At 58.3% G+C, this 22,822-nt stretch carries 25 protein-coding genes and 1 pseudogene; 18 read left to right on the forward strand and 8 right to left on the reverse strand.

From position 1 onward, the window contains the following. Position 1: 1 nt before the first annotated feature. From RFER_RS24295 to RFER_RS21155, 4 genes are all read left to right on the forward strand, one after another. Positions 2 to 205 (forward strand): hypothetical protein, encoded by a 204-nt coding sequence (locus RFER_RS24295; RefSeq protein ID WP_166485778.1) that lies wholly within the window; start codon positions 2 to 4, stop codon positions 203 to 205. 120 nt (positions 206 to 325) lie between these two features. Beyond that, the gene (locus RFER_RS21145) at positions 326 to 1,000 is read left to right on the forward strand and encodes a TRAP transporter small permease (RefSeq protein ID WP_011463783.1); all 675 of its coding nucleotides are present in this window, start codon (positions 326 to 328) and stop codon (positions 998 to 1,000) included. Beyond that, positions 997 to 2,280 (forward strand): TRAP transporter large permease, encoded by a 1,284-nt coding sequence (locus tag RFER_RS21150; RefSeq protein ID WP_011466426.1) that lies wholly within the window; start codon positions 997 to 999, stop codon positions 2,278 to 2,280. Before RFER_RS21145 ends, RFER_RS21150 begins: the two co-directional genes overlap by 4 nt. Positions 2,281 to 2,575: 295 nt before the next feature. After that, a complete protein-coding gene (locus RFER_RS21155) occupies positions 2,576 to 3,772 on the forward strand; it encodes an MFS transporter (RefSeq protein WP_049765706.1) in 1,197 nt (398 codons plus the stop codon). A gap of 296 nt (positions 3,773 to 4,068) precedes the next feature. Here RFER_RS21155 and RFER_RS23650 read toward each other — a convergent pair. Beyond that, positions 4,069 to 4,708 (reverse strand): annotated as a pseudogene (locus RFER_RS23650) (IS6 family transposase). Between the two features lie 167 nt (positions 4,709 to 4,875). On the opposite strand from RFER_RS23650, the gene RFER_RS21165 reads away from it, so the two are divergent. The 6 genes from RFER_RS21165 (at position 4,876) to RFER_RS24305 (ending at position 9,151) form a co-directional block, all read left to right on the forward strand. Then, entirely contained in the window at positions 4,876 to 6,153 is a 1,278-nt protein-coding gene (locus RFER_RS21165) for an acetyl-CoA hydrolase/transferase family protein (RefSeq protein ID WP_011466428.1), read from the forward strand. A gap of 94 nt (positions 6,154 to 6,247) precedes the next feature. Further along, positions 6,248 to 7,090 (forward strand): HpcH/HpaI aldolase/citrate lyase family protein, encoded by an 843-nt coding sequence (locus tag RFER_RS21170; protein ID WP_244095765.1) that lies wholly within the window; start codon positions 6,248 to 6,250, stop codon positions 7,088 to 7,090. A 39-nt stretch (positions 7,091 to 7,129) separates the two neighbouring features. Continuing rightward, on the forward strand, positions 7,130 to 7,648 hold the full coding sequence (locus RFER_RS21175) for a MaoC family dehydratase (RefSeq protein ID WP_011466424.1): 519 nt from the start codon (positions 7,130 to 7,132) through the stop codon (positions 7,646 to 7,648). A gap of 74 nt (positions 7,649 to 7,722) precedes the next feature. Then, positions 7,723 to 8,874, forward strand: a complete 1,152-nt coding sequence (locus RFER_RS21180; protein WP_011466423.1) for an acyl-CoA dehydrogenase family protein — start codon at positions 7,723 to 7,725, stop codon at positions 8,872 to 8,874. 9 nt (positions 8,875 to 8,883) lie between these two features. After that, on the forward strand, positions 8,884 to 9,060 hold the full coding sequence (locus RFER_RS25140; protein WP_166485779.1) for a CoA transferase: 177 nt from the start codon (positions 8,884 to 8,886) through the stop codon (positions 9,058 to 9,060). Continuing rightward, positions 8,990 to 9,151, forward strand: coding sequence for a CoA transferase (locus tag RFER_RS24305; protein ID WP_244095766.1), 162 nt, complete (start codon positions 8,990 to 8,992; stop codon positions 9,149 to 9,151). The genes RFER_RS25140 and RFER_RS24305 overlap by 71 nt, the downstream gene beginning before the upstream one ends. A 455-nt stretch (positions 9,152 to 9,606) precedes the next feature. Here RFER_RS24305 and RFER_RS23155 read toward each other — a convergent pair whose 3' ends face one another. Both RFER_RS23155 and RFER_RS21190 read right to left on the reverse strand, forming a co-directional pair. Beyond that, positions 9,607 to 9,897: a CoA transferase gene (locus RFER_RS23155; protein ID WP_244095767.1), complete on the reverse strand. Its 291-nt coding sequence runs from the start codon at positions 9,895 to 9,897 to the stop codon at positions 9,607 to 9,609. A gap of 150 nt (positions 9,898 to 10,047) precedes the next feature. Next, on the reverse strand, positions 10,048 to 11,043 hold the full coding sequence (locus tag RFER_RS21190) for a DctP family TRAP transporter solute-binding subunit (RefSeq protein ID WP_011466430.1): 996 nt from the start codon (positions 11,041 to 11,043) through the stop codon (positions 10,048 to 10,050). A 187-nt stretch (positions 11,044 to 11,230) separates the two neighbouring features. Between RFER_RS21190 and RFER_RS21195 the strand changes: the two genes are divergently transcribed. The 8 genes from RFER_RS21195 to RFER_RS21230 all read left to right on the forward strand — a co-directional run bounded on the left by RFER_RS21195 (position 11,231) and on the right by RFER_RS21230 (position 18,522). Further along, positions 11,231 to 12,028 (forward strand): class I SAM-dependent methyltransferase, encoded by a 798-nt coding sequence (locus RFER_RS21195; protein ID WP_011466431.1) that lies wholly within the window; start codon positions 11,231 to 11,233, stop codon positions 12,026 to 12,028. A 166-nt stretch (positions 12,029 to 12,194) separates the two neighbouring features. Continuing rightward, positions 12,195 to 12,413, forward strand: coding sequence for a hypothetical protein (locus tag RFER_RS21200; protein WP_041791085.1), 219 nt, complete (start codon positions 12,195 to 12,197; stop codon positions 12,411 to 12,413). 375 nt (positions 12,414 to 12,788) lie between these two features. Then, the gene (locus tag RFER_RS21205; RefSeq protein ID WP_084795558.1) at positions 12,789 to 13,652 is read left to right on the forward strand and encodes a GntR family transcriptional regulator; all 864 of its coding nucleotides are present in this window, start codon (positions 12,789 to 12,791) and stop codon (positions 13,650 to 13,652) included. Between the two features lie 208 nt (positions 13,653 to 13,860). Then, positions 13,861 to 14,142, forward strand: coding sequence for a GntR family transcriptional regulator (locus RFER_RS21210; protein ID WP_041791087.1), 282 nt, complete (start codon positions 13,861 to 13,863; stop codon positions 14,140 to 14,142). A 36-nt stretch (positions 14,143 to 14,178) separates the two neighbouring features. Then, positions 14,179 to 14,538: a UTRA domain-containing protein gene (locus RFER_RS21215; protein WP_084795559.1), complete on the forward strand. Its 360-nt coding sequence runs from the start codon at positions 14,179 to 14,181 to the stop codon at positions 14,536 to 14,538. 84 nt (positions 14,539 to 14,622) lie between these two features. Beyond that, positions 14,623 to 16,068 (forward strand): MmgE/PrpD family protein, encoded by a 1,446-nt coding sequence (locus RFER_RS21220; protein ID WP_011466435.1) that lies wholly within the window; start codon positions 14,623 to 14,625, stop codon positions 16,066 to 16,068. A 7-nt stretch (positions 16,069 to 16,075) separates the two neighbouring features. After that, positions 16,076 to 17,311, forward strand: a complete 1,236-nt coding sequence (locus tag RFER_RS21225) for a CaiB/BaiF CoA transferase family protein (protein WP_011466436.1) — start codon at positions 16,076 to 16,078, stop codon at positions 17,309 to 17,311. Continuing rightward, positions 17,308 to 18,522 (forward strand): MFS transporter, encoded by a 1,215-nt coding sequence (locus RFER_RS21230; protein ID WP_166485781.1) that lies wholly within the window; start codon positions 17,308 to 17,310, stop codon positions 18,520 to 18,522. Before RFER_RS21225 ends, RFER_RS21230 begins: the two co-directional genes overlap by 4 nt. A gap of 71 nt (positions 18,523 to 18,593) precedes the next feature. On the opposite strand, the gene RFER_RS21235 is transcribed toward RFER_RS21230, so the two are convergent. From RFER_RS21235 to dctP, 5 genes are read right to left on the reverse strand one after another with little or no spacing between them, the layout of a single operon-like run. Beyond that, the gene (locus tag RFER_RS21235; protein ID WP_011466438.1) at positions 18,594 to 19,274 is read right to left on the reverse strand and encodes a Sua5/YciO/YrdC/YwlC family protein; all 681 of its coding nucleotides are present in this window, start codon (positions 19,272 to 19,274) and stop codon (positions 18,594 to 18,596) included. A 22-nt stretch (positions 19,275 to 19,296) separates the two neighbouring features. Continuing rightward, complete coding sequence (locus tag RFER_RS21240; RefSeq protein WP_011466439.1) at positions 19,297 to 19,977, reverse strand: cysteine hydrolase family protein; 681 nt, start codon at positions 19,975 to 19,977, stop codon at positions 19,297 to 19,299. 32 nt (positions 19,978 to 20,009) lie between these two features. Further along, positions 20,010 to 21,278: a TRAP transporter large permease gene (locus tag RFER_RS21245; protein WP_011466440.1), complete on the reverse strand. Its 1,269-nt coding sequence runs from the start codon at positions 21,276 to 21,278 to the stop codon at positions 20,010 to 20,012. Between the two features lies 1 nt (position 21,279). Next, on the reverse strand, positions 21,280 to 21,786 hold the full coding sequence (locus tag RFER_RS21250; RefSeq protein ID WP_041791089.1) for a TRAP transporter small permease: 507 nt from the start codon (positions 21,784 to 21,786) through the stop codon (positions 21,280 to 21,282). Between the two features lie 31 nt (positions 21,787 to 21,817). Beyond that, positions 21,818 to 22,819 (reverse strand): TRAP transporter substrate-binding protein DctP, encoded by a 1,002-nt coding sequence (gene dctP, locus RFER_RS21255; protein ID WP_011466442.1) that lies wholly within the window; start codon positions 22,817 to 22,819, stop codon positions 21,818 to 21,820. Positions 22,820 to 22,822 lie beyond the last annotated feature (3 nt).

Here is a 22,822-nt window from a genome sequence, read left to right on the forward strand (position 1 = left end):
CTTGAAGTGGATCAAACAGCGTTTGCGCATCAAGGTGTTCTTTGGCCTCAGCGAGAGCGCAGTGAAGACAGAAATCGTGACTGCTATTTCCACCCATGTGTTGATTGCCATCAAAGAGAGATTTATGCATCTTAAACATCACGGTCTATATGAAATCCCACTGGTTTTGAGCCTGTCCATATTCGAAACTACCTTTATGGATTAACTGCTTAAACCACCATCAACGGATTCAGACCAGGACTTAGAGCCCAACCGACTCGCTCTCCTGTAAAGAATATTTGGAAGCTACTGGTCTTTTACGAAGGACAAATATGAGACACAAACCATGAAATTTCTTGATCACCTGGAAGAGTGGCTGGTCACCTTCCTGATGGGCGCTGCGACGCTGATCATCTTTGTGGCGGTGGTGCACCGCTACGCCGCTGGCCTGCCGATACCCGGCGTGCAAGACTGGCTCTTGTCCCTCTCCTTGAGCTGGGCGCAGGAGCTGACCATCATCATGTTTGTCTGGATGGCCAAGTTTGGCGCCGCGTATGGCGTGCGCACCGGCATCCACGTCGGGGTGGACGTGCTGATCAACCGCATGCAAGACAAGATGAAGAGCAAATTCATTGTCTTCGGACTGTGTGCGGGCGCCCTGTTCACCGGCATTGTGGCCACCCTGGGTGCCACTTTTGTCTGGGACAACGGCGCGCACCATGCCTGGTTCAACCTGTTGGGTTTGTCCGTAGAAGGCATACCCGAAGGTCCCACTACGCCGGACCTCGAAATGCCAACCTGGATGGTTTACAGCGCCGTGCCGCTGGGCACCAGCCTGATGTGTTTCCGGTTTTTGCAAGTCATGGTCAATTTTCTTAAAACCGGTGAACTGCCGCACCACGACCACGGCCATGTCGAGGGTCTGGAAGCCGAAACACCCCCGGTCGACTTCAACCCGCTTGCCATGGATGACAACCTGCACCCTTCTGATTTGCAGAACAAAGAAGGGGATTCGAAATGAATGCCGCCATTATTTTTGTCCTCTTGCTGGTGCTCATGCTCACCGGCATGCCAATCTCGATTTCACTCGGCTTGACCGTTCTGACCTTTTTGTTTGGCTTTACCCATGTGCCGCTGGAGTCGGTGGCGCTCAAGCTCTTTACCGGCATTGAAAAGTTCGAGATCATGGCGATCCCGTTCTTCATCCTGGCGGGTAACTTTTTGACCCACGGCGGCGTGGCCAAGCGCATGATCAACTTTGCCTCCAGCATGGTCGGCCACTGGTATGGAGGCCTGGGCCTGGCCGGTGTGATGGCTTGTGCGCTGTTTGCGGCGGTGTCGGGTTCCTCGCCCGCCACGGTGGTGGCGATCGGCTCGATCTTGCTGCCGGCCATGACCAAAGCGGGTTTTCCCAATAGCTTTGGCGCGGGCGTGATCACCACCTCGGGCGCCTTGGGCATTCTGATTCCGCCTTCGATCGTGATGGTGATGTATTCGGTGGCGACCAACACCTCGGTCGGCGCCTTGTTCATGGCCGGCGTGGTACCGGGCATCGCACTGGCCTGCGTGTTGGGCGGTGTCACCTGGTATCGGGCCAAGAAGTTCAACTACCCGCGTCTGCCCAAGGCGACCTGGGCCGAGCGCTTCAAGGCTTTCAAGACCTCGGCCTGGGGCTTGCTGCTGATCGTGATCGTGATGGGCGGCATTTACACCGGCATGTTCACGCCGACTGAAGCGGCGGCCATGAGCGCGGTCTATGCGTTTGTGGTGGCCGTTTTTGTCTACAAGGACATGAAGCTCAAGGACGTGCCCAAAGTGTTGCTCAACTCGGCCAACATGTCGGCGATGCTGCTCTACATCATCACCAACGCCGTGCTGTTCTCCTTCATCATGACCAATGAGAACATTCCGCAGGCGCTGGCCGACTGGATGCTGGGCAACGGCCTGGGCATGGTCAGCTTCTTGCTGGCCGTGAACGTGATGCTGCTGCTGGCGGGCAACTTCATGGAGCCCTCCAGCATTGTGCTGATCTTCGCGCCGATCTTGTTCCCGGTGGCCATGAAGCTGGGCATTGACCCGGTGCACTTTGGCATCATCATGGTGGTCAACATGGAAGTGGGCATGTGCCACCCGCCGGTGGGCCTGAACCTGTATGTGGCCTCCGGCATTACCAAGATGGGGATTACCGAGCTGACGGTGGCGGTCTGGCCGTGGCTGCTGGCGATGCTGGGCTTCCTGGTGCTGGTGACCTACTGGCCGCCCTTGTCAACCTGGTTCCCCCGCATGCTGGGGATGATGTAGCGCGGCAACTGGCCTCATTCATCTCTAAGATGAAGCACTCCTTTGGCCTTTCGTGGGCGGGTGAAGGGTGGTGATCGACCAGTTCAGATTGTTGTGAACAAACTATTCGCAAGAGTCTGAAGGAGTCGGTGACGGGCACGTACCGGACTTTTTGCCTGGGTGCGAGGACTGCAACGTTGTCGGTCCGTCGGCTCGGTTGCATGGCTGGGCCTGCATGATATGGTTGGCAACGAGCCTGTTGGCCCACGATATTGCCTGCGGGAGGATAGTCTCCCCTTTTTTTGAAAGACTGATCTTGAAGAATAACTGGTTGATGCTGGCCGTTACGTTGGCCATCCAGGCCATGGTATCGATGGCTTTGCTGACTTTGCCTGTGATGGCGCCAGTGGTAGCGGGTGCGCTGGGGGTCTCTTCGGTATACGTGGGTGTGTATGTTGCCATTGTTTATGTTGGCGCTATTCTGGCTAGCCTGGCTGCTGGCACGGTGGTGGCGCGCTATGGCGCGATTCGTGTCAGCCAGGCGGGTTTGCTGACCTGTGCACTTGGTCTGGCGCTGTGCACGGTCAACTCGGTGCCGGTGATTGCGCTGGGCGCGTTGTTGATCGGGATCGGCTACGGCCCAGTGACACCGGCCAGTTCCCACTTGCTGGCACGCACCACACCGGCGCGCAGCCTATCGCTAGTGTTTTCCCTCAAGCAAACGGGTGTGCCCTTGGGCGGTGTCTTGGCAGGGCTTATCGTGCCGAGCCTGCTGTTGGTGACAGGATGGCAGGGCGCTTTGCTGCTGGTTTCTCTGCTGTGCCTGGTCTGCGCCGTTATCGCTCAGCCGATGCGTCAGGAAATGGATTTGGATCGCAATCCGAAATGCCCCTTGTCGCTGAGCAATCTGGCGCAGCCACTGCGGCTGGTGCTGTCGCATCGGGCGCTCGCGATGCTCGCGACATGTTCCTTTTTCTTTTCGGCCACGCAACTGTCACTGGTGACATATCTGGTGACCTTTCTACACGACTCGTTGGGCCAGGGGCTGGTGGCCGCCGGGATGGCGTTGTCGGTTTCGCAGCTCGCAGGTGTCGGGGGGCGGGTATTCTGGGGTTATGTGTCTGACCGTTTCCTGGGCGCGCGCCGAATGCTGGCGGTGCTAGCGGCTCTGATGGCCTTGAGCAGCGTGGCCACTGCGTCGTTGAGCACCAGCATGCCAACCGTTCTGCTGCTGGGCATCCTGGCGGTGTTTGGTGCCTCCGCCATTGGATGGAATGGGGTGTACCTGGCCGAAGTGGCCCGTCAGGCGCCCAAGGGGCAGGCCAGCTTAGCAACCGGCGGCACATTGGCCGTCACTTTCTTGGGCGTGGTGCTCGGGCCCCCGCTTTTTGGGGCCATGTCTGGCTTGTTTGGCGGCTACCGGGCCGGTTATGCTGCACTTGCGTTGCCCACGCTGGCGTGCTGTGTGTTGCTGGTACGCCAGAAAAAAACGCTACTGGCCGCAAAAGGGTGATTGTCACGATACCTCTATTTCAGAGGTGTTATCGAAGGTTAACCTTATCTGATGAGGTGTAAGCCTGAGCAGCAGATTTGGACCGATTATTTCCCAACTCTTTGGGTTCCTGGCGGGCGCCGTAGAAGTTACGCTTTTGCGTGCCGGTCAATGATGGTAAGAGATATGCCCACATAGTTCGTGTGGCCCAGCGCTTTGGCTACGCCAAGCTGAACAGGGGCCTGACAAGGCATGGTGCTGGGTTGTCGCGTTAGCCGCGGACGAGCGAACTTCGGGTTGGGACGAATGCCGGACGCTCAGACAGGACGCATTTGTCTTGCCAACGCGTAAAACTGGTCGGCGAACGACATCTCGTCGCTGCCCTTCAGTATGAACCGCCCTTTTCGAATCACGTGCATCAACTCGATGCCGCCAGCACACATTTGCTAGCTTGAAATGACTTGAGGTTGAGCATAGGTTTGGTGACTCGTTTCACTGCTCGATGGTCTTGTTCCACGATGTTATTCAGGTATTTGACTTGGCGGACAATAATTTGCTTGTCGATGCTGACCTTCTCAGGTGCACCGTTGACCTGCATGGCTTTGCCAAAAAAGCGTATGGTTGCGGCCTTGTCGCGCCCGGCCGTCAGCAGGAAGTCGATCGTCTTGCCCTGCTTGTCTACCGCGCGGTAGAGATATTTCCAGATGCCTTTGACCTTGATATAGGTCTAGTTCATGCGCCAGTTCCCGCCCACCGGACGCTTGTACCTGCGAAATACCTTCTCAAGCAAGGGGCAAAGCCGGATCGCCGGCGATTAATCGATGAACGATCGATAGACACGCCGCGCGCCTGCATCGTCTCTTCCAACTGGCGGTAGCTCAACAGATAAGCCGCGTATCAACGGATGCACACCAGAATGACGACGATTGGGAATCGCATCCCTTTGGTAGCCAGCATCGCGTTTCAAACCTTTTCTGTCATAGCACTCAGCATAGACAAGCGGGCGGCTTGACCATCAACGCGACAGAACCTAAATGCGTGACGATTGCGAGAGACGCTAGAATTATTTATACGGACAATAATGATGTCGTCCACCAGCTTATCACCTCTCAGGCCGCGCCCCTATGCACCACTACCCGTCCGCTTCCGATCTGCCTTGGCGCGAAATCTTGCATCCAGGAGCGAAGCTGGCTTGCTCGCAAATGACGTCCGAGCCGATGGCCTTGATAGCATCACTCGCCAACGCCTTGGCGCAAACCCCGCCTCCCCATATGCCTGCTTCGCTGTTGATCGGCACCCCATTCTCAACCGCGACACAGGCGTTGCCACAGGATATGGCAATCGCGACTTTCGGTGGCATGGGCGCCGCCGCCACCATGGCGCGTAGCCGTAGGCTTACCGTATTTCCGATCCATTACTCCGTAAGCGAGCATTGGTGTACCAAGTATGCTGCGGACGTAGCACTACTCGGACTTGCTCGAGACGCGGCCACAGGGCGGCTGTATCTCGGTGCCAGCCACGGTTATGCGATCAAGGCGGCGCGTACCGCCAAGATCGTCGTGGCAGAGGTCAATGCGATGGCGCCATGCGTGCATGGAGGCGAGTTGCCCGAGGATCTTTCGCTGACGCATATCGTCGAGTCGTCGTACCCGCTGGTTGAGAGTCTGACGGCAACCGCCGGTGCCACCGAGCGTGCGATTGCGACCCATGTCGCGACACAGGTCCAGGACGGGGCGACGATCCAGATTGGTATTGGATCACTAGCCAACGCGGTCGCTGAGGGCCTCGCCGGACACCGCAGGCTCTCGATTCACACAGGCCTAATGACTGAGCCGCTGTGGGCGCTCGTCATGTCGGGTGCGGCAGACAACTCATACCGGCGTGACTATCCCGGGGTGAGTGTGATCTCTGCCATTTACGGCAATGCGGCGCTTTATCGCGTTGTGGAACTCAATCAGGCCGTGCGCATGGCGCCGCCTGCCGTTACGCACGGGATTACATCGCTTGCCGCGTTGCCCCGCTTCACCGCAATCAACAGCGGGCTTGAGGTAGATTTGTACGGGCAGGTAAATTCGGAGTTAGCTGGCGGTCGCTATGTCGGCGGGATCGGCGGACTCAACGATTTTGTTCGTGGCGCTGCAGCCTCGCTAAATGGGCTTTCGATCATTGCCTTGCCGGCGCGCCGACGTGGTCGCAATGGTGACATTTCGGGAATCGTTTCACGCTTGTCTGGTCCGGCAACCATCAGTGCATCAGATGCCGATATGGTTATTACAGAATTCGGCGTTGCGTCGTTGCGTGGCGCGTCGCGCGCACAGCGCGCGACGCGCCTAATCGCTATCGCCCACCCGGATGACCGCGAACAGCTTGAAGGCGCACTAGCGTCGCTCGATATCAGTTGATGGCATTTCTACGGAAATCGCCTATTGGATGAATCTTGACATAACTTGCATTCCCACTACAATTGTCCGTACATTAAATATTGAGAGCAAGCCTGTGCAATCCAATCCCCCCCGTTCCATGCTGTTTGTCTCAGGTGAAAAGGTCGAGCGGTTTGCCAAAGCGATGGCAGCTGGCGCCGACCTGGTGTGCATCGACCTCGAAGACGCGGTTCATCCGCAGCGCAAGCTCGAAGCACGCAACAACGTGCTGGGTTGGCTCAAACTGCAGCCCCGAACGGATACTGGCCCGCGTGTCGCGCTCCGCCTTAACGGTTTGCGCACGGCAGAGGGCCTGCGTGACGTGGTGGCGCTGGTCGATTCGGGCGTGCAGCTTGACTGGTTGCTGTTGCCCAAGGTTGAAGACAAGGCCGACATCCAGTGCATAGCTGGCTGGGCCGGGGCGCAGATCGGCGCCATCGCGGCACTGATCGAAACCCCACTTGGCATCGAGAACGCACGCTCCATTGGGCGCGCTGGCGGCAAGCTCGGTGCCTTGATGTTGGGCGGCGCTGACTTGTCGGCCGAGCTGGGGGCGCAATTTGACTGGGAAGGGCTGTTTTCGGCCCGTGGCCGCCTTGTGAATGCGGCGCGCGCTGCTGGCGTGCAGGCCTGGGACGTGCCGCATGTCGACATTGGCAACCTCTCAGGCTTGAGCGAAGAGACCCGCAAGGTGCTCGCGCTCGGCTTTGATTGCAAGACTGCCATTCATCCACAGCAAATCCAGATCATTCATGCGGCCTTCGCGCCGACGCCGGCCGATCTGGATTGGGCGAAGTTGCTGGTTCAGGCCGTTCCCGACGGCGAGTTTAGCGGCGCGTTCCTGTACCAGGGGCGCATGGTTGACGCACCGCTGGTGCGCAAGGCTCGACGCATCGTCGAGCTGTCACGTTTGCAGTAGTCCTCTCATTTCACACAACATTTTTACTGGAGATACATCATGGTTCAGGTCGTCAAGCAAGTCGGTGAGCATCGCTTTCGCGAGTCCTTTGGCCGCCATTTCGAAGAGTTCAACATCGGCGACATCTACGAGCACCGCCCGGGCCGCACCGTCACCGAGACCGACAACACCTGGTTCACCTTGCTCACGATGAACACGCACCCGATGCACTTCGACGCCGAGTACGCCAAGGCTAGCGAGTTCAAGCGCTGCATCATCTGTAGTCCGTTCACGGTGGCGTTGATGGTGGGCATGAGCGTCACCGACGTGAGCCAGAAGGCCATCGCGAATCTGGGCTGGACCGACATCAAGCTCACGCATCCGCTGTTCGCCGGCGACACGCTGTATGCCGAGTCGGAGGTGACGGACAAGCGCGAGTCAAAATCGCGCCCCGGCGCTGGCCTGGTGACCGTGAAGACCACCGGCCTGAACCAGGATGGCAAGGTCATTGGCACCTTTAGCCGCACCATGCTGATCGCCAAGATCGGCCACAGCATCGAAGACAAAGTCAATTACTGATTCTTTGCGGGATAGACCGCTGTCACGCGAGCGCGAAAAACTCGCTCCTCAACCGATCAAAAAAGGAAAAAATTATGGCTGAAGCAAGCAACGACCAGCAGGAATTCGTCGACGCCGTCGAGGTCTGGGTCGAAAAAGAACTGCGTCCTGTCGCACGTCAATACGACCTGGCCGACGAATACCCGCACGCCATCGTCGAGCAGATGAAGGAGTTGGGTCTGTTCGGCGCCACGATTGGCGAGGAGTACGGCGGCCTGGGCCTGTCGGCTTGGACCTATGCGCAGATCGTCATCAAGGTGGCTTCGGTCTGGATGGCACCTTCGGGCATTTTCAACTCGCACCTGATCGCTGCTTCGGCGATCGAGCGCAACGGCACGGAAGAACAAAAGCGCAAGTACCTGCCGAAGATGGCCACGGGTGAAATGCGCGGCAGCCTGGGCCTGACCGAGCCCAACGCCGGCTCGGACCTGCAGGCGATTCGTACCGTGGCCAAGCTCGACGGCGACCACTATGTGGTGAACGGCAGCAAGACCTGGATTACCAACAGTCTGCACGGCCACATGACGCTGCTGCTGGTCAAGACCGACCCCGAGGCGCAGCCCCGCCACAAGGGCATGAGTATGCTTATTGCCGAGAAGGGCCCGGGCTATAACGTTGACGGCAAGCTCAAGAAAATGGGCTACCGCGCCATCGACACCTGCCAGCTCAGTTTTGATGACTACCGCGTGCCGAAAGAAAACCTGCTCGGCGGCGTCGAAGGCCGCGGCTTCATCCAGACCGCAGGCGGGCTGGAACTGGGACGCATCAATGTGGCCTCACGCGGCGCCGGTATCGCCGAAGGCTCGCTGAAAATGGCGCTGCGCTATGCACAGGAACGAAGCGCGTTCGGCAAGCCGATCTGGCAGCATCAGGCCATCCAACTCAAGCTGGCCGACATGGTGACGCAGGTGGAAGGCGCCAAGCGCCTGATCGAAAACGCCGCGCGCAAGTACGACAGTGGCGAGCGCTGCGATTTGGAAGCTGCAATGGCCAAGCTTGCGGGCTCCGAGGCTGGTGTGCACTGTTCGCAAGAAGCGATGCGCATCTTCGGCGGCTACAGCCTATCGGTGGAGTACGAGATTGAACGCTTCTACCGCGATTCGATGCTCATGGTCATTGGCGAAGGAACCAACGAAATCCTGCGCCAGGTCATTGCCAAGCAACTGATTGAACGCTACAAGATCTAGGCGAACGGCATGACAGTGGAGTTTCGCAACACGCATCACAACAAACAGAGCATGGTGTTCGACCTGAAGGTGCCTGCGGAGGCACAGGCTTTCTTGCGCCTTTCGGCCAATTCCCATGTTGCGATCGGAAGCGCTTCGCCCCGGCGTTGTGGATTGGTTGGGCGTGGGGCCTGCAGCAGTGCATGAGGTTGACCGGCGCGTTGTGTACTGCCCGATCTCGACCTTTTGCCAGACAGGTGCACTCGCCAGCCGTGAAGCGCACGTCTTCAGTACCTAGGCCTGGTCGAGCATGGTCCGCCTGAACCGTGAATCCGACGGACAGCCGGCCACTCCCGGCAGACGCGCCGCCGACACGGCTGGGTCGATGATGACCCTGGTCGGCTCCTGATGACATCGCTGCAACGCGAGCGCACGGGAATGGGTGGCACTCTGGACATTTCGATGCGGGACAGTCTTGTGTCTCGGATGATGAACAACATCATCCCAGCGTTTGGGGAACACCGCGAGCTCGACACCGGCACAGGGCGAGCGGCTTGGATGGCATGGCGTGTTACAAGCTGTACCGCCGCTCCGACCGCTGCACGCTCAGCCTCAGAGGATGCGAGAGGAAGTTGATCGAGAACCTGCTTTCCGCGCCTTGACACGGCCCCAGCCTGATGGCCCTGTTGAAGCTGCCCCAGGGCCGCGAGCACACCATGACACCAAAGACGCTGCCACCATGCCCTTCGCCACTTAGTCAAAGGGCGGGCGTTTCGTGTTGGAACCGGTTTCGCCGAAACCCGTAACCGAGCGTGGGATGTTGCGCTGGTTGATCGCTGTCAGCGTGTTGGGATCAATACACAAACGTCTGGTTACGCCGGTGCCGAAATTGTCGAACATTACGTCGGCCTGGCGCACCAGGTCGTAGACCACTTGGTGCCCCGGTTTGATGTGCAGGTTGATGGAGACGCCTTGCTTGCTACGGTTCTGCGTCATGAAGTGTGCGCCCATGCCGTCGCGCGAGAATTGCGGGTCGGTGACCAACAACTCACGTCTACCCTCGCTTCGCCTCGGCGCCTCTATCATAATTGTGCCGCGCACCCATATCTGTCAGTATCATCGTGCCGTACGGACCTGACTGCATGTGTGTGGGGTCCAGCACATTGATACAGTGCCACGGTCTGGTCGCCGTGCTCAGTTTTTCACGGTGGCTGTTTCTTTATATATAGCCTGTAGCATATTTTTGTCAATCCGATCGGCCGACTGGTGTGACTTGAGCAACACTTTTTTCCATTCGTCGCGTTCGGACTTGGTCAGTGTGATGATTTGGGTGCGATTGAGTTTTCGCATGGCTTCGAGAGCATCATCGTTTTCCTTCTTGGCGACGCGGTTTCCGAACTCGGTCGCCTTGACTATGGCATCGTCTAGCACGACGCGAATGTCTGGCGGAAGCCCCTCCCAGAACTTTTTGTTCGCAACCACGGCATACCCCACATATCCGTGGTTTGAAAGGGTTATGTTGCTCTGAACCTCATACATCTTGAATTGATAGAAGGTCGACTCTGTATTCTCGCCACCATCCACCAAGCCGGTCTGCATGGCTTGGTACATCTCGCTGGCAGCCATTACCTGCGGAATGGCACCAAGAGAGCGCATCTCGGCGTCGAGCACCTTGGAGCTGAAAATGCGCATCTTCAGACCCTTGAAGTCGGCTGGCGTGTGCAGTGGCTTATTGGCGTTCATTTGCTTAAAACCATTGTCCCAAAAGGCCAACCCCTTAATGCCCTTCGCTTCCAACTGTTTGAGCAGTTGCTTGCCGATCGGCCCCTGCGTGACGAGGTGAACCTGGTCGAAGCTATCAAACAGGTAAGGCAGGTCGAAGACCTCGAAGTCTCGCATACCCATAGGACCGAATTTCCCCAGCGTCGGTGCCAGCATCTGAACCGAGCCGAGTTGGAGAGCGACCAATTCCTCTGAATCCTTGTATAGCGAGCTGGACGGGTAAAGTTCGATCTTCACCCGTCCATGTGTGCCGTCTTCGGCGAGCTTCTTGAAATATTCGGCCGCCTGATTCTTCGGCGATTGGGCCGGGTTCACATGGCTGAACTTGATGACAATCGGCTCTTGCGCCGAGACAAGACAACTGAAAACCAGCGCTGCGGCGCCGACTAAACGTTTGAGGTGAACCATCTGTATCTCCAAAGTTAGGACGAACTGCTGCGAACGAGACTAGCTCGCGAACATTGACAAATTTTTAGTTTGTACGGACATTTTACAAAATGATTTTGTGAACGGAACTAGGGTTTACTCCTATTAACATTGGTGAATGATTAAAATTAAATGTCTGTACATTTGAATTCGGCTTGAAAGGCTACCGATGTCCGACCTTAATTCCAAAGCTAAAGTGTTCAATGCGGCTATGGCGCCGCGCCTAGACAAGCTGTACGCCAGCCCACAAATCGTTGAGCAGCGCCGCCGTTTGCGTGAACTCATTTTGGCAAAACCGGGAGAGACTGGCGTCGACATCGGTTGCGGCCTGGGGCACCTAAGCTGCGAACTCGCACGCGAGGTCATGCCTGGTGGACGCTTGCTCGCCATTGACGTAAGCGCCGACATGGTGGCAGGCGTCACCGAGCGGGCTCAGCGCGAAGGGCTGGCCGATCTGATCGAAACACGCTTGGGCGATGCAACCGCGTTGGATCTGCCTGACGCGAGCGTCGACTTTGTGGTTGCGGTGCAAAGCTACTCGTATGTGCCAAACGTTGAGCAGGCGATTGCCGAGGCGGCGCGTGTGTTGCGTCCGGGCGGACGGTTGGCCGTTCTGGAAACCGACTGGGATATGTGCGTGTACGAGTCAGAGGATGCAGCGCAGATGCGGCGTATATTTGACGGCCGCTGGCGCTTTGCGCACTGGCAGTTACCTCGCCAGCTACACCGTATGTTCCACAACGCGGGCCTGCGGCTGGACAAGACCGAGGCCTACCCCTTGCTCGAAACCCGCTACGACCCAGATTCTTTTGGCGTCGGCTTGATAGCGATCGCCCGAAACGCCGCTGTGCGCAACGGTGTGAACGCGCTGGAAGCCGACGCTTGGGTCGCCGACATCTGCTCTCGTCAGCGCGATGGTGAGTATTTTTTTTGCGCCAATCGCTTTATGTTCGTCGCAGTGAAGTGAGGCGGGCGTTGCGATGTCGGTAAGCGGCTGCCCAACACGCGTCGAGTTGAAGAGAAATCGAGACGATGGTGTGTTCTCGATGGAGCTCATGCACACCATGACGAGCGAGGTTGATGGAACCCGCCCAAAGAGCCCTTTCTAAGACCCTGAGCGTAAGGTCCAAGTCATGCAAGAAGGTCATCAAAGCAGCGCATTCATTGCAGGTGTTATCCTGGACAATGGCATTGCCAACATTATTCATCGCAGACTGCGCGAACACTCAGACAAGAAGCTGGTCACGCAGCATGAACCATTCGTGCCGGTCAAACTGCAGGAGCCGACCGCACAGACCGACGCATCGAACCTAGCACTTGGCGCAGACATCCGCGTCGAACTATCGTTGTGAGCGGGCCCCTTGAGGGTGGTCACCGCGAATAACGTTGCATCGACACCTGCGTCTTGTTTGTGCGGTCCAGTTCTGCCCATGCCCCAAAGGGTCGTGAAGCTCATGTTGCGCGAAAAAACCGCCGCGGCATCCTAAAACGGAACGCCTAGGAATGCCTGGAAACGACCGTCGTGCACGCCGGAAGCCGCCAACGAACGCATCAGGGCCACTGGCTCCGGGCCACATGCGAGCACACGATGCGGTCGTCCAGGCGAATCAGTCTAGACCAATCGAATTGCTGGGTGGCGATGGATCATGTGACATCCGGTTGGCAGGCCGTACGTATGCCTCGTATTTCCGGGTTACAACGCGCGCAGGGTGTGGTGAAATGGCGGTATGACAACTCTACTAAAACGGGCCGCAAAGCGCACAACCACCGCAAAAGTTGCATCCAGCAAGAAAGTGGTACGCACTAGGCTCACTGTTGACGGCGAATTTGATTCTATGGCCAATAACACATCCGGCCCCCGCTACCTCCAGATCGCCCGCGAACTGACGGCCGCCATCGCGACCTGCCAATTTCCGATTGGCGCGCGATTGCCCACGGAACTGGAGCTGTGCGAGCAGTTCCATATCAGCCGCTTCACGGCGCGCGAAGCGGTGCGCGTGTTGTCCTCAGCAGGTCTCGTCACACGCCGACAGCGGGTCGGCACCGTGGTCATTGCGACCCCTTCGGATGCGCGTTACACGCACACGGTGTCGTCGGTCGGCGATCTGTTCCAGTACGCGCAGGACACTGAGTTGCGTTTCATGTTTGTCGGAAAGGTCGCGCTGGCAAAAGAGAAGGCATCGCAGTTCGGTGCGGCCCCCGGCGAGGAGTGGGTCTATGCGGTGGGCCTGCGTCATGGCAGCATTGTCGAGGATGCCAAGGGCCAGGAGCAGGCGGGCCGGCTCATCTGCTTGACGCGCCTGTACCTCAACCCCGAACTCAAGGGCATCGAGGCGAGGTTGCGCGACCGCAAGACCGCCGTGTACGCGATCATCGAGCGCGAGTACGGCGTGCCGATCCAGCGCGTGGAGCAGGACCTACAGAGCGTGGCGCTGGAGGCGGACGACGCCGCCAACCTGGGTGCACTGCCAGGATCGCCGGCGCTGCTGATTGTGCGCCGCTACTTCGATGAACGCGGCCGACTGATGGAAGTGGCTGAGAACATCCACCCAGGCGACCGGTTCACTTACCGCATGCAATTGCGCAAGTAGCGGGTCTCCTGGCCTGCGGGCCGCTTGCCTGCCGTTGACATTTTTGAGACAATAATCAATATTGTCCGTACAATTAGAGATTGGGTCAAAAAATGTCCGCCCTCACCATCTCCGAAATCCTTGCCGTCTTTGTGCACCAGTTCCGCTTGTAGCAGGTGCCTGCGGCTCTGAAAAGCAGCCAGCCGCCTTCCTGCCCCCGCGGTAGGTGGTGCATTTAAAGTGGATTCCCGAACTCTCTTTAACCAATCTGGATGCAGAGTTATGCGAGCAGTGTGGCATCAGTCGGTTTGCCGCGCGGGAGGCGGTTCGTAACCTTGAATCGGCGGAACTCGTCGCTCGTCGGCAGCGTGTCGGCACGGTCGTGATCGCGACACCCGATGACTCGCTCTACACCCACGACGCAACGTCCTTGCGCGACCCGCTCCAGTACGCACAGGACACGACACTGAATTTCGTTTACGCCGGAAAAATTGCCATGCCCATGGCGTAGACACGCGATTTTGGCGTCGAACCCGACAATGAGTGGATTTGTGCGACGGGCACCCGGCGCGACAGCGGAAACGAGCAGCCGATCTGCATCTCGCGCCTGTTCATCAACCGGGTCTTCGCTGGCATTGAGGGCAAGCTGCGAGAAGGCAAGATGGCCATGTATGCCCTGATCGAAAAGGAATACAAGATTTCGATCCGGCGGGTGGGCCAAGAACTGCAAGGCATAGCGCCTGGTCTCAATGACGCCGGCAATCTCGGCACCATGACTGGCCCGCCAAGCTTACGTATTGTCGGTCGTTACTACGACTCAAAGCGCCGGCTCATTGAAGTGGCCAACAACATTCATCCAGGCGATCGCTTCACCTATCGCACGCAATTAAAAATAGCGGCGCCCTAGTGACGTGGGGATGATACTGGTTTGACATCTTTTCCACTTTATCGTATATTGTCCATACAATAACAATTTTCACTAGGAAAGCCGATGTCCTCACCCAGCGAAGGCCCGCGCCCGATGCACGACTCAACGATGAAACATGAAGCGCAGGAGCAGACAGTCTCTGAGCAAATCGGCGCATTCGTCGAGAAGCTGACACTTGATCGGGTGCCTGCGGCCATCGTTGAGCGCGCCAAGTACCTGATTCTCGACGCGGTCGGCTGCGCCGTCGCCGCACGGGAGGAGCCCTTTGCGCTGACGATGTCGGCCGCTGCGGCACAACTCTCGGGTGATGGTCCCCGTGGCGTAATAGGGATGGCTGCGCGCCTGCCGCTGCGCGATGCGGCCCTGGTCAACAGTATGCTGGCGCACGGTCTCGACTATGACGACACTCACACCGCCGGGGTCATTCACCTGACCGTCAGCACCTTCCCGGTGGCACTCGCCATGGCAGCGCGTAGCGACGCGACCGGTGCGGCGCTGCTGACTGCGTACATTGCGGGCATTGAGACGGGCGCGCGCATTGCGAGCGTCGCCAAGGGCGGCTTTCACCGCGCGGGCTTTCATCCGACAAGCCTTGTCGGAACCTTCGCCTGCACACTCGTAGCCGGCAAACTTCTAGGCCTTTCACCGGATGGGCTCGCCGATGCGCAGGGCATTGCCTTGTCCCTGGCGAGCGGCAGCCTGCAATTTCTGGAAGACGGGTCGTGGACCAAGCGCTTGCATCCAGGCTGGGCAGCCTCCGCTGGAATCACTGCGGCGAGCTACGCGCAGTCGCAGATACCGGCGCCGCACGCTGCCTACGAAGGCCGCTATGGACTGTTTCGAACCCACCTGCCGCCGGACCTGCTGGCCGCCTGCGATGAGTCGCTCGCGACCGCCGGCCTGATGCAACAGTGGGAGCTTGAGCAGGTCGCAGTCAAGCCTTTTCCTGCTTGTCATCTGTTGCACGGTTGTGCTGACGCGGCCATCGCCTTGCATCGCGAAGGCGTTGATCCGCAGCGGATCCGCCGCATCCGTGGGCTGGTGCCTGCTGGCGTGGTCCAGGTGGTCTGCGAACCAATGCAGGCCAAGCGCCGTCCGGTCAGCGACTACGACGCGAAATTCAGCATGCCTTATGCCGTGGCTTGTGGTCTCCTGCGAGGGCGCTTCGCGCTGGACGACCTCAACGCCGAGGCCATCGCCGACAGCGCCATACAAGCCCTAATGGATCTCGTTGAATACGCGGTCGACGAAGCATCGACCTATCCGCGCCACTACACGGGGGAGGTCATCGTAGAACTCGACGATGGCAGCACACGCCGCCATCGCGTGGCGATCAACCGCGGCAACGCTGAACGTCCGATCACTGGCGCTGACATCGAATCCAAATTCTTTGAGAACTTCACGCGTACGGCCACTCATGAGCAGGCGCAGCAGGTGCTTGACGCGGTCCTGCATCTCGACACCCTGCCCAGCGCCGCGCGCTTCGAATCACTTCTGACTCTTCAATAGGAAACCCATGCAAGCAACCGCTTCACCACGCCCGCTACCGCTCGCCGGCTTGCGCATTCTTGCTGTCGAACAGTACGGTGCCGGCCCGTTCGGCACATCATACCTGGCGGATCTCGGCGCTGAAGTGATCAAGATAGAGAATCACAAGGAAGGCGGCGATATTGGCCGCTCGGTGGGCCCCCACTATTTTGGTCCTGGCGACAGCCAGTTCTTCCAGACCTTCAACCGCAACAAGAAAAGCATAACGCTCGATCTAAAGCACCCGAAGGGGATAGAGGCATTTCGGGCTCTGGTGAAGGAAGCTGACGCGGTCCTCGACAACCTACGTGGCGATCACCCTGAGAAGCTAGGCCTGACCTACGCGGATCTGTGTGAGATCAATCCGCGCATCATCTGCGCTCACCTATCGGCATACGGGCGAGACGGTTCCCGCAAGGCCTGGCCAGGCTATGACTACCTGATGCAGGCCGAAGCGGGGCACATGTCGCTCACCGGCGAGCCTGACGGGCCACCGACCCGCTACGGACTTTCGATCGTCGACCTGATGACGGGGCTGGCGGCCTCATTCGCGCTACTAGCTGGCGTCGTAAGTGCCCGCGACACAGGTGTCGGCATGGATGTTGACACCTCACTCTTCGACGTGGCACTGCACAACTTGAACTATCCTGGCACCTGGTTTCTTAACGGCGGCACCGTCACCGGCCGTGGCGAACGCTCGACCCATCCGAGCCTGACGCCGAGCCAGCTTTATCGATCGCAGGACGGCTGGGTATTCATTATGTGCAACAAGGAAAAGTTCTGGACCATCCTCGCTGACGAACTCGGACATCCTGAATGGAAAGTGGACCCGGAACTCTGCAACTTCGCCGTGCGGCTCGCAAACCGCCCCCGCGTAACGCAGTTGTTGGATACTGCGTTTTCGCGCCGTCCCACCGAGGAGTGGATCCGCCTGCTCGCCGGCAAGGTGCCAATCTCGCCGGTCTATGACGTTGCCCAGGCGCTTTCGACCCCCTTTGTGTCCGAGCGCGACAGCGTGCTCGACTTTCGCTACGAAGACGGCCACACAGCACGGATGATTGCCAACCCGATACGCATCAACGGCGTCGATCTTCCCACCAACGCCGCTCCGGCAATGGGTGCGCACACTTACAGTCTGCTGCATGAAGTTGGCTACAGCGATGAACAGATCGCTGTGCTGCAGGCTGAAGGCGCGATAGGCGAACTGCCCATGTATTCCGCGTGAACCTCCCTAAACCGGAGCACAGCATCGCCTCTTTTGTTAGAAGAAACATCCCGCTTGTCGTCACGATGCTGATCCAGGTTTCGGCAACCGGTGCCATCCTTGCTCCTCCGGCAATTGCGCCTGCGCTTTTGAACCAGTTGGGTGTCGATAGCGTGGGGATCGGGGCCTACATTGCAACGGCCTATATCGCTGCAGCCCTGTCGAGCGTTTATGCCGCTGCCTTCATTCAGCGCTGGGGGTCGATTCGCACGAGTCAAGTCGCGCTGGGTTTTTGTGCGGCCGGACTGCTCCTGATTGCTTCACTGGGCCCGTTCCTCGCCGCCCTGGGCGCCATTGCGTTGGGAATCGGCTACGGGCCGATCACGCCAGCCAGCTCGGATATCCTGGCGCGTACCACACCAGCCGATCGTTACGCATTGGTATTCTCCTTGAAGCAGACCGGGGTCCCGCTAGGCGGTGCGGTCGCAGGACTCGCCGCAGCACCGATCGCCGTGCATGTCGGCACCAGTTCGTCACTCATTTTCATGGCGATCCTGTGCGTACTGGCCGCCACACTCGGTCAATCCTTGCGGCACCAGCTCGACAACACTCGCGCTCCGTCCGCGCCGTGGCCAACTCGCGCGGGCTTCATGATGCCGATCCACATGGTGCTGTCACACCCTGGTTTGCGCGTACTCGCACTCTGCTCGCTGGTGTTCTCGGCGGTGCAAATGTGCCTGAGTTCGTACCTTGTGACCTACCTCAACGCATCGCTCGGTTGGACACTCGTGGCCGCTGGTGCGGGCTTGGCTGTGGCGCAGAGCGGCGGCGTAGTCGGGCGCATTCTTTGGGGCGCCGTGGCCGACATGACAGGAAAGACGATGGCCACTCTGCGGGCTTTGGCGGCTGCCATGGCCGCGTCCAGCATTCTGATGGTGATGCTGCAACCGTCGACATCGCCTGCCTTGGTACTGACCCTCGTCTGCGTGTTCGGTTGCACCGCAATCGGCTGGAACGGCGTTTATCTCGCCGCTGTCGCTCGCCAGGCGCCACAAGGCACCGCCGGTACCGCTACGGCTGGCTGCCTGTTCTTCACCTATATCGGCGTCGTCGTCTCAGCACCCTTATTCGGCGTGTTAAGCACTGCGCTGGGCAACATGGGTGTCGGCTTCGCCCTGCTCGCGATTCCGCTCGGGGTGATGGTCTTCTCCACACGGACAATGAAGGTCTGAGCAGACCATGCGAATGGTGCGCCACCGATTCAAAGACGCTAGTTTGATCGCGGCATCCGAGGCGCGTGAACTCAAGAAGGTACAGGTGTCAGAGACAGACCAAAATGCTTCTTCAAGATCCAGGCGATCGTTTCATAGGCGATGCCATGGCGATAGACCGTCAGGCTCTCGACATCGAGCAGCGTCGATGAACACCCGTATGGCTTGTATTTCAGAACGCCATAATCTACGATGACATCGGCGATCGCCCGAATTTCGGGCTCAATCGCCTCTACCGAAAAATGCGTTCCCTGCAAGGTGAGGTTGGCCGACGATCCGAAAATTGCCGTGTCCTGCGCATCACTCAACTCGGACAGAGCGAAATGAAACTGACCCGCATTGAGCAGCATCAGCAGCGTGCCATCCCGTGTACTGGCCTCAATCACACGAGGATCTAGGCGTGCGAGAAAAGGATCGGTGAAATCCGCGGGGGCGATAACGCCAAGCGGAAGATCGTAATCCTCGGTGATCGCAGCCACAATTTCACGCCCGCGCGTGCTACAACGATGCAAGCGCCGGTGCAGCTGGTTGTGTCCAATCATGGCGTTGAGCTTGGTCGGCGCCCTGCCCTTGGTGTCGAAGATACGCTGGAGCGCGTCATAGCTGTGCGCCATTGCCGCATAGCCGACATCATTGGGCACGATGGCGATGCCGCCGCATCGCATCGCATCGAAAGCTCGTGCTGCTTCCTGACGGTGGTCTAGCGCTGGCATGGCCGTTTCCCAGAAGGTCGCGTTAGCCGGCGGTCGCGGCTGACGCTTGAAGCTCTGCAATGAGCGCGTCGGTCGTGTCTACGCGTCCGCTTAGGCGAAGGAACGATTCCAGCGTCACCTCTTGCATACGATCCGAGCAGGTTCCGGTGGCATCCGAAACCAAGATTGAGCCATATCCGCGATCGGTCGCCTCGCAGGCCGTGCCATCCACGCAATTGTTCGTCGACACACCAACGTAGACCGCAGTCTTGACGCCGAGCTTCTGGAACACCTCTTGCAGATTGCTGCTGGCGAATGCGCCCATGGTGTTCTTGTCGACAACCGGCTCGCCCGGCATCGGAGTGAGCTCTGCCACGATCTCGTGCTCGGGCGAGCCGACATAGTTATTGCTCATCTTGAAGAACGCATGCACATGCGGCGCTGCGTCTGAGAAGTCGGGCTTGAAGGAACCCACCCGAACGTAAATCACAGGCGCCTTTGCGGCGCGCCAAGCCGCGAGCAGCTTCTGAGTATTCGGGATGATCAGGGTTTCGATGCGATTGAACCGATATTCTGCGTCCGCGAGGCGACCTTGTTTCGCAAGAAAGGCGCCCAGGCCTTTGTGTCGCGAACCGCTCGCGTACTGCATGTCGATAACCACGAGGGCCGTGTCCGCCTGATTGACCTTAATGGTGGGCGTGAATTCATCAACGTAGGTGGCCATAAGAGTCTCCAAAGAATAATGATAGTTGGCGCTTATTTAGTAAGCATGAGAGAAAGCGACGGCACGTAGGTCAGGATAAAGAGACCAACGAGCAAGGTAATGGCGAACGGCAATACACCGCGGGCAACTTCGGTCAGTCCAACCTTGGTGATACCGCTGATAACAAACAAATTGAACCCTACGGGCGGTGTGATGGCGGCGATTTCAATGTTGGCCGTCAGAATAATTGCGAAGTGAATCAGGCTGATATCGAGGGCCTTGAGTGAAGGCAGCAGCAGCGGAGTAAGCAGCACCAGCAGCGTGAAACCATCAAAAAAGCACCCGAGGATCAGTAAGATCACGTTGACGGCCAACAGGAACTGCCAAGCACTCAGGTTGAAACTGATGAGGAACGTCGTCAGTTGATCTGCGGCGCCAAGGAAAGAAGCGAGCAAACCGACGCCGAGCGAAGCTGCCAGGATGATCAGCACGACCGCGGAGCTCTTTGCACTGTCAATAAAGATGTCCGGCAGATCGCTCCACTTTAGCGTTTTATAGACGTACTTTGTAACAATCACCGAATACACGACGCTGACTGCAGCTGCTTCCGTCGGCGTGAATTTGCCGCTGTAGATACCCCCCAGCACCACGACCGGCATTAGCATGGACGGCATCGCCACCTTGAATGCACGCCAGATTTCCCTAAGTTGCAGCGGCTGGGTGTCACCATAGCCGTAACGTTTGGCCATACCATACGACGTCAGTGCCAGTAGGGCAGCAAGAAAGAGCCCGGGAATCACCCCGGCCAGAAACAGCGTGGCAACCGACGTGCTCGTCAACGAACCATAAACCACGAACACCACCGAGGGCGGAATCATGATCCCAAGCGTCCCGCCGGCAGCGATAAGCCCGCAAGCAAAGCCACGCGGGTACCCGTGACGCTCCAGTTCTGGCACGACCACCGGCGCCAGCGCCGATGCGGCGGCAGCCGACGAACCCGTCAGCGCGCCGAATATGGCGCAGGCACCGGTCGCGCCGATAGCGGCGCCGCCAGTGATACCCCGTGTCAGCGACACCATGAACTCGAACAGGCTGCGGGCCATCTGCCCCTTGAGCATGACGTTGCCAGCGAGGATGAAAAACGGAATCGCCATGATCACGAAGCTATTGACGCTCGAGAATTGCGTCTCCGCCAATCTCGTAAACGATGTGGCGTCGAACCACTGGTTGCCCAATACGGCAATTCCGCCGATCGCATAGGCGATTGGCACGCCCGTGAGCAGTATCAGCAAGAGTATGAAGAGGAGTACCGCGAAAGCCATATTAGATTTCCTTGGGAGAAGCACGGTCGGTCGCGACGAGCTTGCTCAATTGCCGCAGGGCGTGGAATGCAGAAAGAGCGAAAGTCACGGGAATCACCAGTTGGATCCAACCCATCTGCAACGGCAGGTTGGAATCCGCCGACACGAAGCCCTGAGTGAAGCTGTCCTCCACATAGTGGTAACCCGCGTACGTGATCGCGAGTGAAAACGCACACACCCAAAACTGCGCAAAGATATCGAGCAGTCTCCGTACTCGGCTGGACACCATATCGATCAGCATGTCAATGCGCAGGTGCGAACCGGAAGCCACCGCAGCGGATGCGCCGAAGTAGATTGACCAGATCATCAGATAGCGTGCGACTTCCTCACTCCACAGAAACGACGAGTTGAAGAACTCGCGCTTTGTGATTTCGACGCATACGAGCACCAACATCAGGAACATTCCAAAGGCCGCCACCCATTCTTCAAAGGTGTGGCGCCGTGGAATGACGATTTCGTCATCATTCATCTTGTAGTCTTTTTCCCGGTTCAAAAGTCACTCAGCGTACGGCCCGCACGGCCTTAAACTCATCAATGATTTCCTTGCCAAGATCTGCCTCAAGCTGCTTCCACACCGGCGCAGTCGCATCCTGCCAGGCTTTTTCTTGCTGCGCGCTGAGTTTGACGATGCTGACACCCTTAGCCTTCATCACGTTGGTCGCGTCGGCGGCGATCTTTATCACACGCTGACGGTTAGCCAAAATCGCGTCGTCTACAGCCTGCTGCACTAGCGCTTGGTCGGCTGCGGACAGTCCGTTGAACCACTTGGCGTTAACCGTCCATGGGTAATAGATCAGTTGATAGTGCGCGTCGGTGACGTACTTGATGTTGTCGTAAAACTTGTATTCCACATACGCATCCATCAAAGTCTGCATGCCGTCAACCAACCCCTGCTGCAACGCAGCAGGCATCTCGGTGATGTTGATCGAGACCGCATTCGCGCCCAGCACCTTCATCGTTGTCGAGTTCACCTTACCGACCCCACGCAACTTCAGACCACTGAAGTCCTTGGGCTCGACAAGCTGACGACTACGTGTGCCTGGCAAGATGTAACAATTCACCAACAGGCCCAGCACCTTGGCTCCTTTGGCTTCGGCCTCACCGAAGACCTTGGAGACAAATGCTTTGTTGCTGGCAACGCGATCGAATGTCTCGTAGTCCGGGAAGGCGTAGGGGAGATCGAATAGTTGCACCTTGGGGGCGATGCTGGTCCAGTAGGCCGGAACAAGCGTCGTCATCTCGGCGTCGCCGCGCAGCATCGCCTGCACCAATTCATTCCCTTTGTACATCGAACCGTTGGGTGCAAAGCGCACTTTGATGTGCCCTTTCGATATTTCTTCGATGCGTTTGACGAAGTCCTGATCGGCCAAACCAGCTGAGAAGTTGGCCGCGTACTCGACCGGAAAGCGGATCGTGACGTTGCTCTGCGCGACTGCTGGTGTAGCGGCGATGCTCATGCCGAGCGCCAACGCGGCGCCTAAGGATTTCAAGCTGAAATTCATTGC

The organism is Rhodoferax ferrireducens T118 (assembly GCF_000013605.1).
GTDB classification, from domain to species: domain Bacteria; phylum Pseudomonadota; class Gammaproteobacteria; order Burkholderiales; family Burkholderiaceae_C; genus Rhodoferax; species Rhodoferax ferrireducens.

Coding starts and splice junctions, on each gene's coding strand:
- RFER_RS21145 (WP_011463783.1), top strand. CDS start 326: ATGAAATTTCTTGATCACCTGGAAGAGTGGCTGGTCACCTTCCTGATG.
- RFER_RS21150 (WP_011466426.1), top strand. CDS start 997: ATGAATGCCGCCATTATTTTTGTCCTCTTGCTGGTGCTCATGCTCACC.
- RFER_RS21165 (WP_011466428.1), top strand. CDS start 4,876: ATGCACCACTACCCGTCCGCTTCCGATCTGCCTTGGCGCGAAATCTTG.
- RFER_RS21175 (WP_011466424.1), top strand. CDS start 7,130: ATGGTTCAGGTCGTCAAGCAAGTCGGTGAGCATCGCTTTCGCGAGTCC.
- RFER_RS21180 (WP_011466423.1), top strand. CDS start 7,723: ATGGCTGAAGCAAGCAACGACCAGCAGGAATTCGTCGACGCCGTCGAG.
- RFER_RS25140 (WP_166485779.1), top strand. CDS start 8,884: ATGACAGTGGAGTTTCGCAACACGCATCACAACAAACAGAGCATGGTG.
- RFER_RS24305 (WP_244095766.1), top strand. CDS start 8,990: ATGTTGCGATCGGAAGCGCTTCGCCCCGGCGTTGTGGATTGGTTGGGC.
- RFER_RS21190 (WP_011466430.1), bottom strand. CDS start 11,043: ATGGTTCACCTCAAACGTTTAGTCGGCGCCGCAGCGCTGGTTTTCAGT.
- RFER_RS21195 (WP_011466431.1), top strand. CDS start 11,231: ATGTCCGACCTTAATTCCAAAGCTAAAGTGTTCAATGCGGCTATGGCG.
- RFER_RS21200 (WP_041791085.1), top strand. CDS start 12,195: ATGCAAGAAGGTCATCAAAGCAGCGCATTCATTGCAGGTGTTATCCTG.
- RFER_RS21205 (WP_084795558.1), top strand. CDS start 12,789: ATGACAACTCTACTAAAACGGGCCGCAAAGCGCACAACCACCGCAAAA.
- RFER_RS21220 (WP_011466435.1), top strand. CDS start 14,623: ATGTCCTCACCCAGCGAAGGCCCGCGCCCGATGCACGACTCAACGATG.
- RFER_RS21225 (WP_011466436.1), top strand. CDS start 16,076: ATGCAAGCAACCGCTTCACCACGCCCGCTACCGCTCGCCGGCTTGCGC.
- RFER_RS21235 (WP_011466438.1), bottom strand. CDS start 19,274: ATGCCAGCGCTAGACCACCGTCAGGAAGCAGCACGAGCTTTCGATGCG.
- RFER_RS21240 (WP_011466439.1), bottom strand. CDS start 19,977: ATGGCCACCTACGTTGATGAATTCACGCCCACCATTAAGGTCAATCAG.
- RFER_RS21245 (WP_011466440.1), bottom strand. CDS start 21,278: ATGGCTTTCGCGGTACTCCTCTTCATACTCTTGCTGATACTGCTCACG.
- RFER_RS21250 (WP_041791089.1), bottom strand. CDS start 21,786: ATGAATGATGACGAAATCGTCATTCCACGGCGCCACACCTTTGAAGAA.
- dctP (WP_011466442.1), bottom strand. CDS start 22,819: ATGAATTTCAGCTTGAAATCCTTAGGCGCCGCGTTGGCGCTCGGCATG.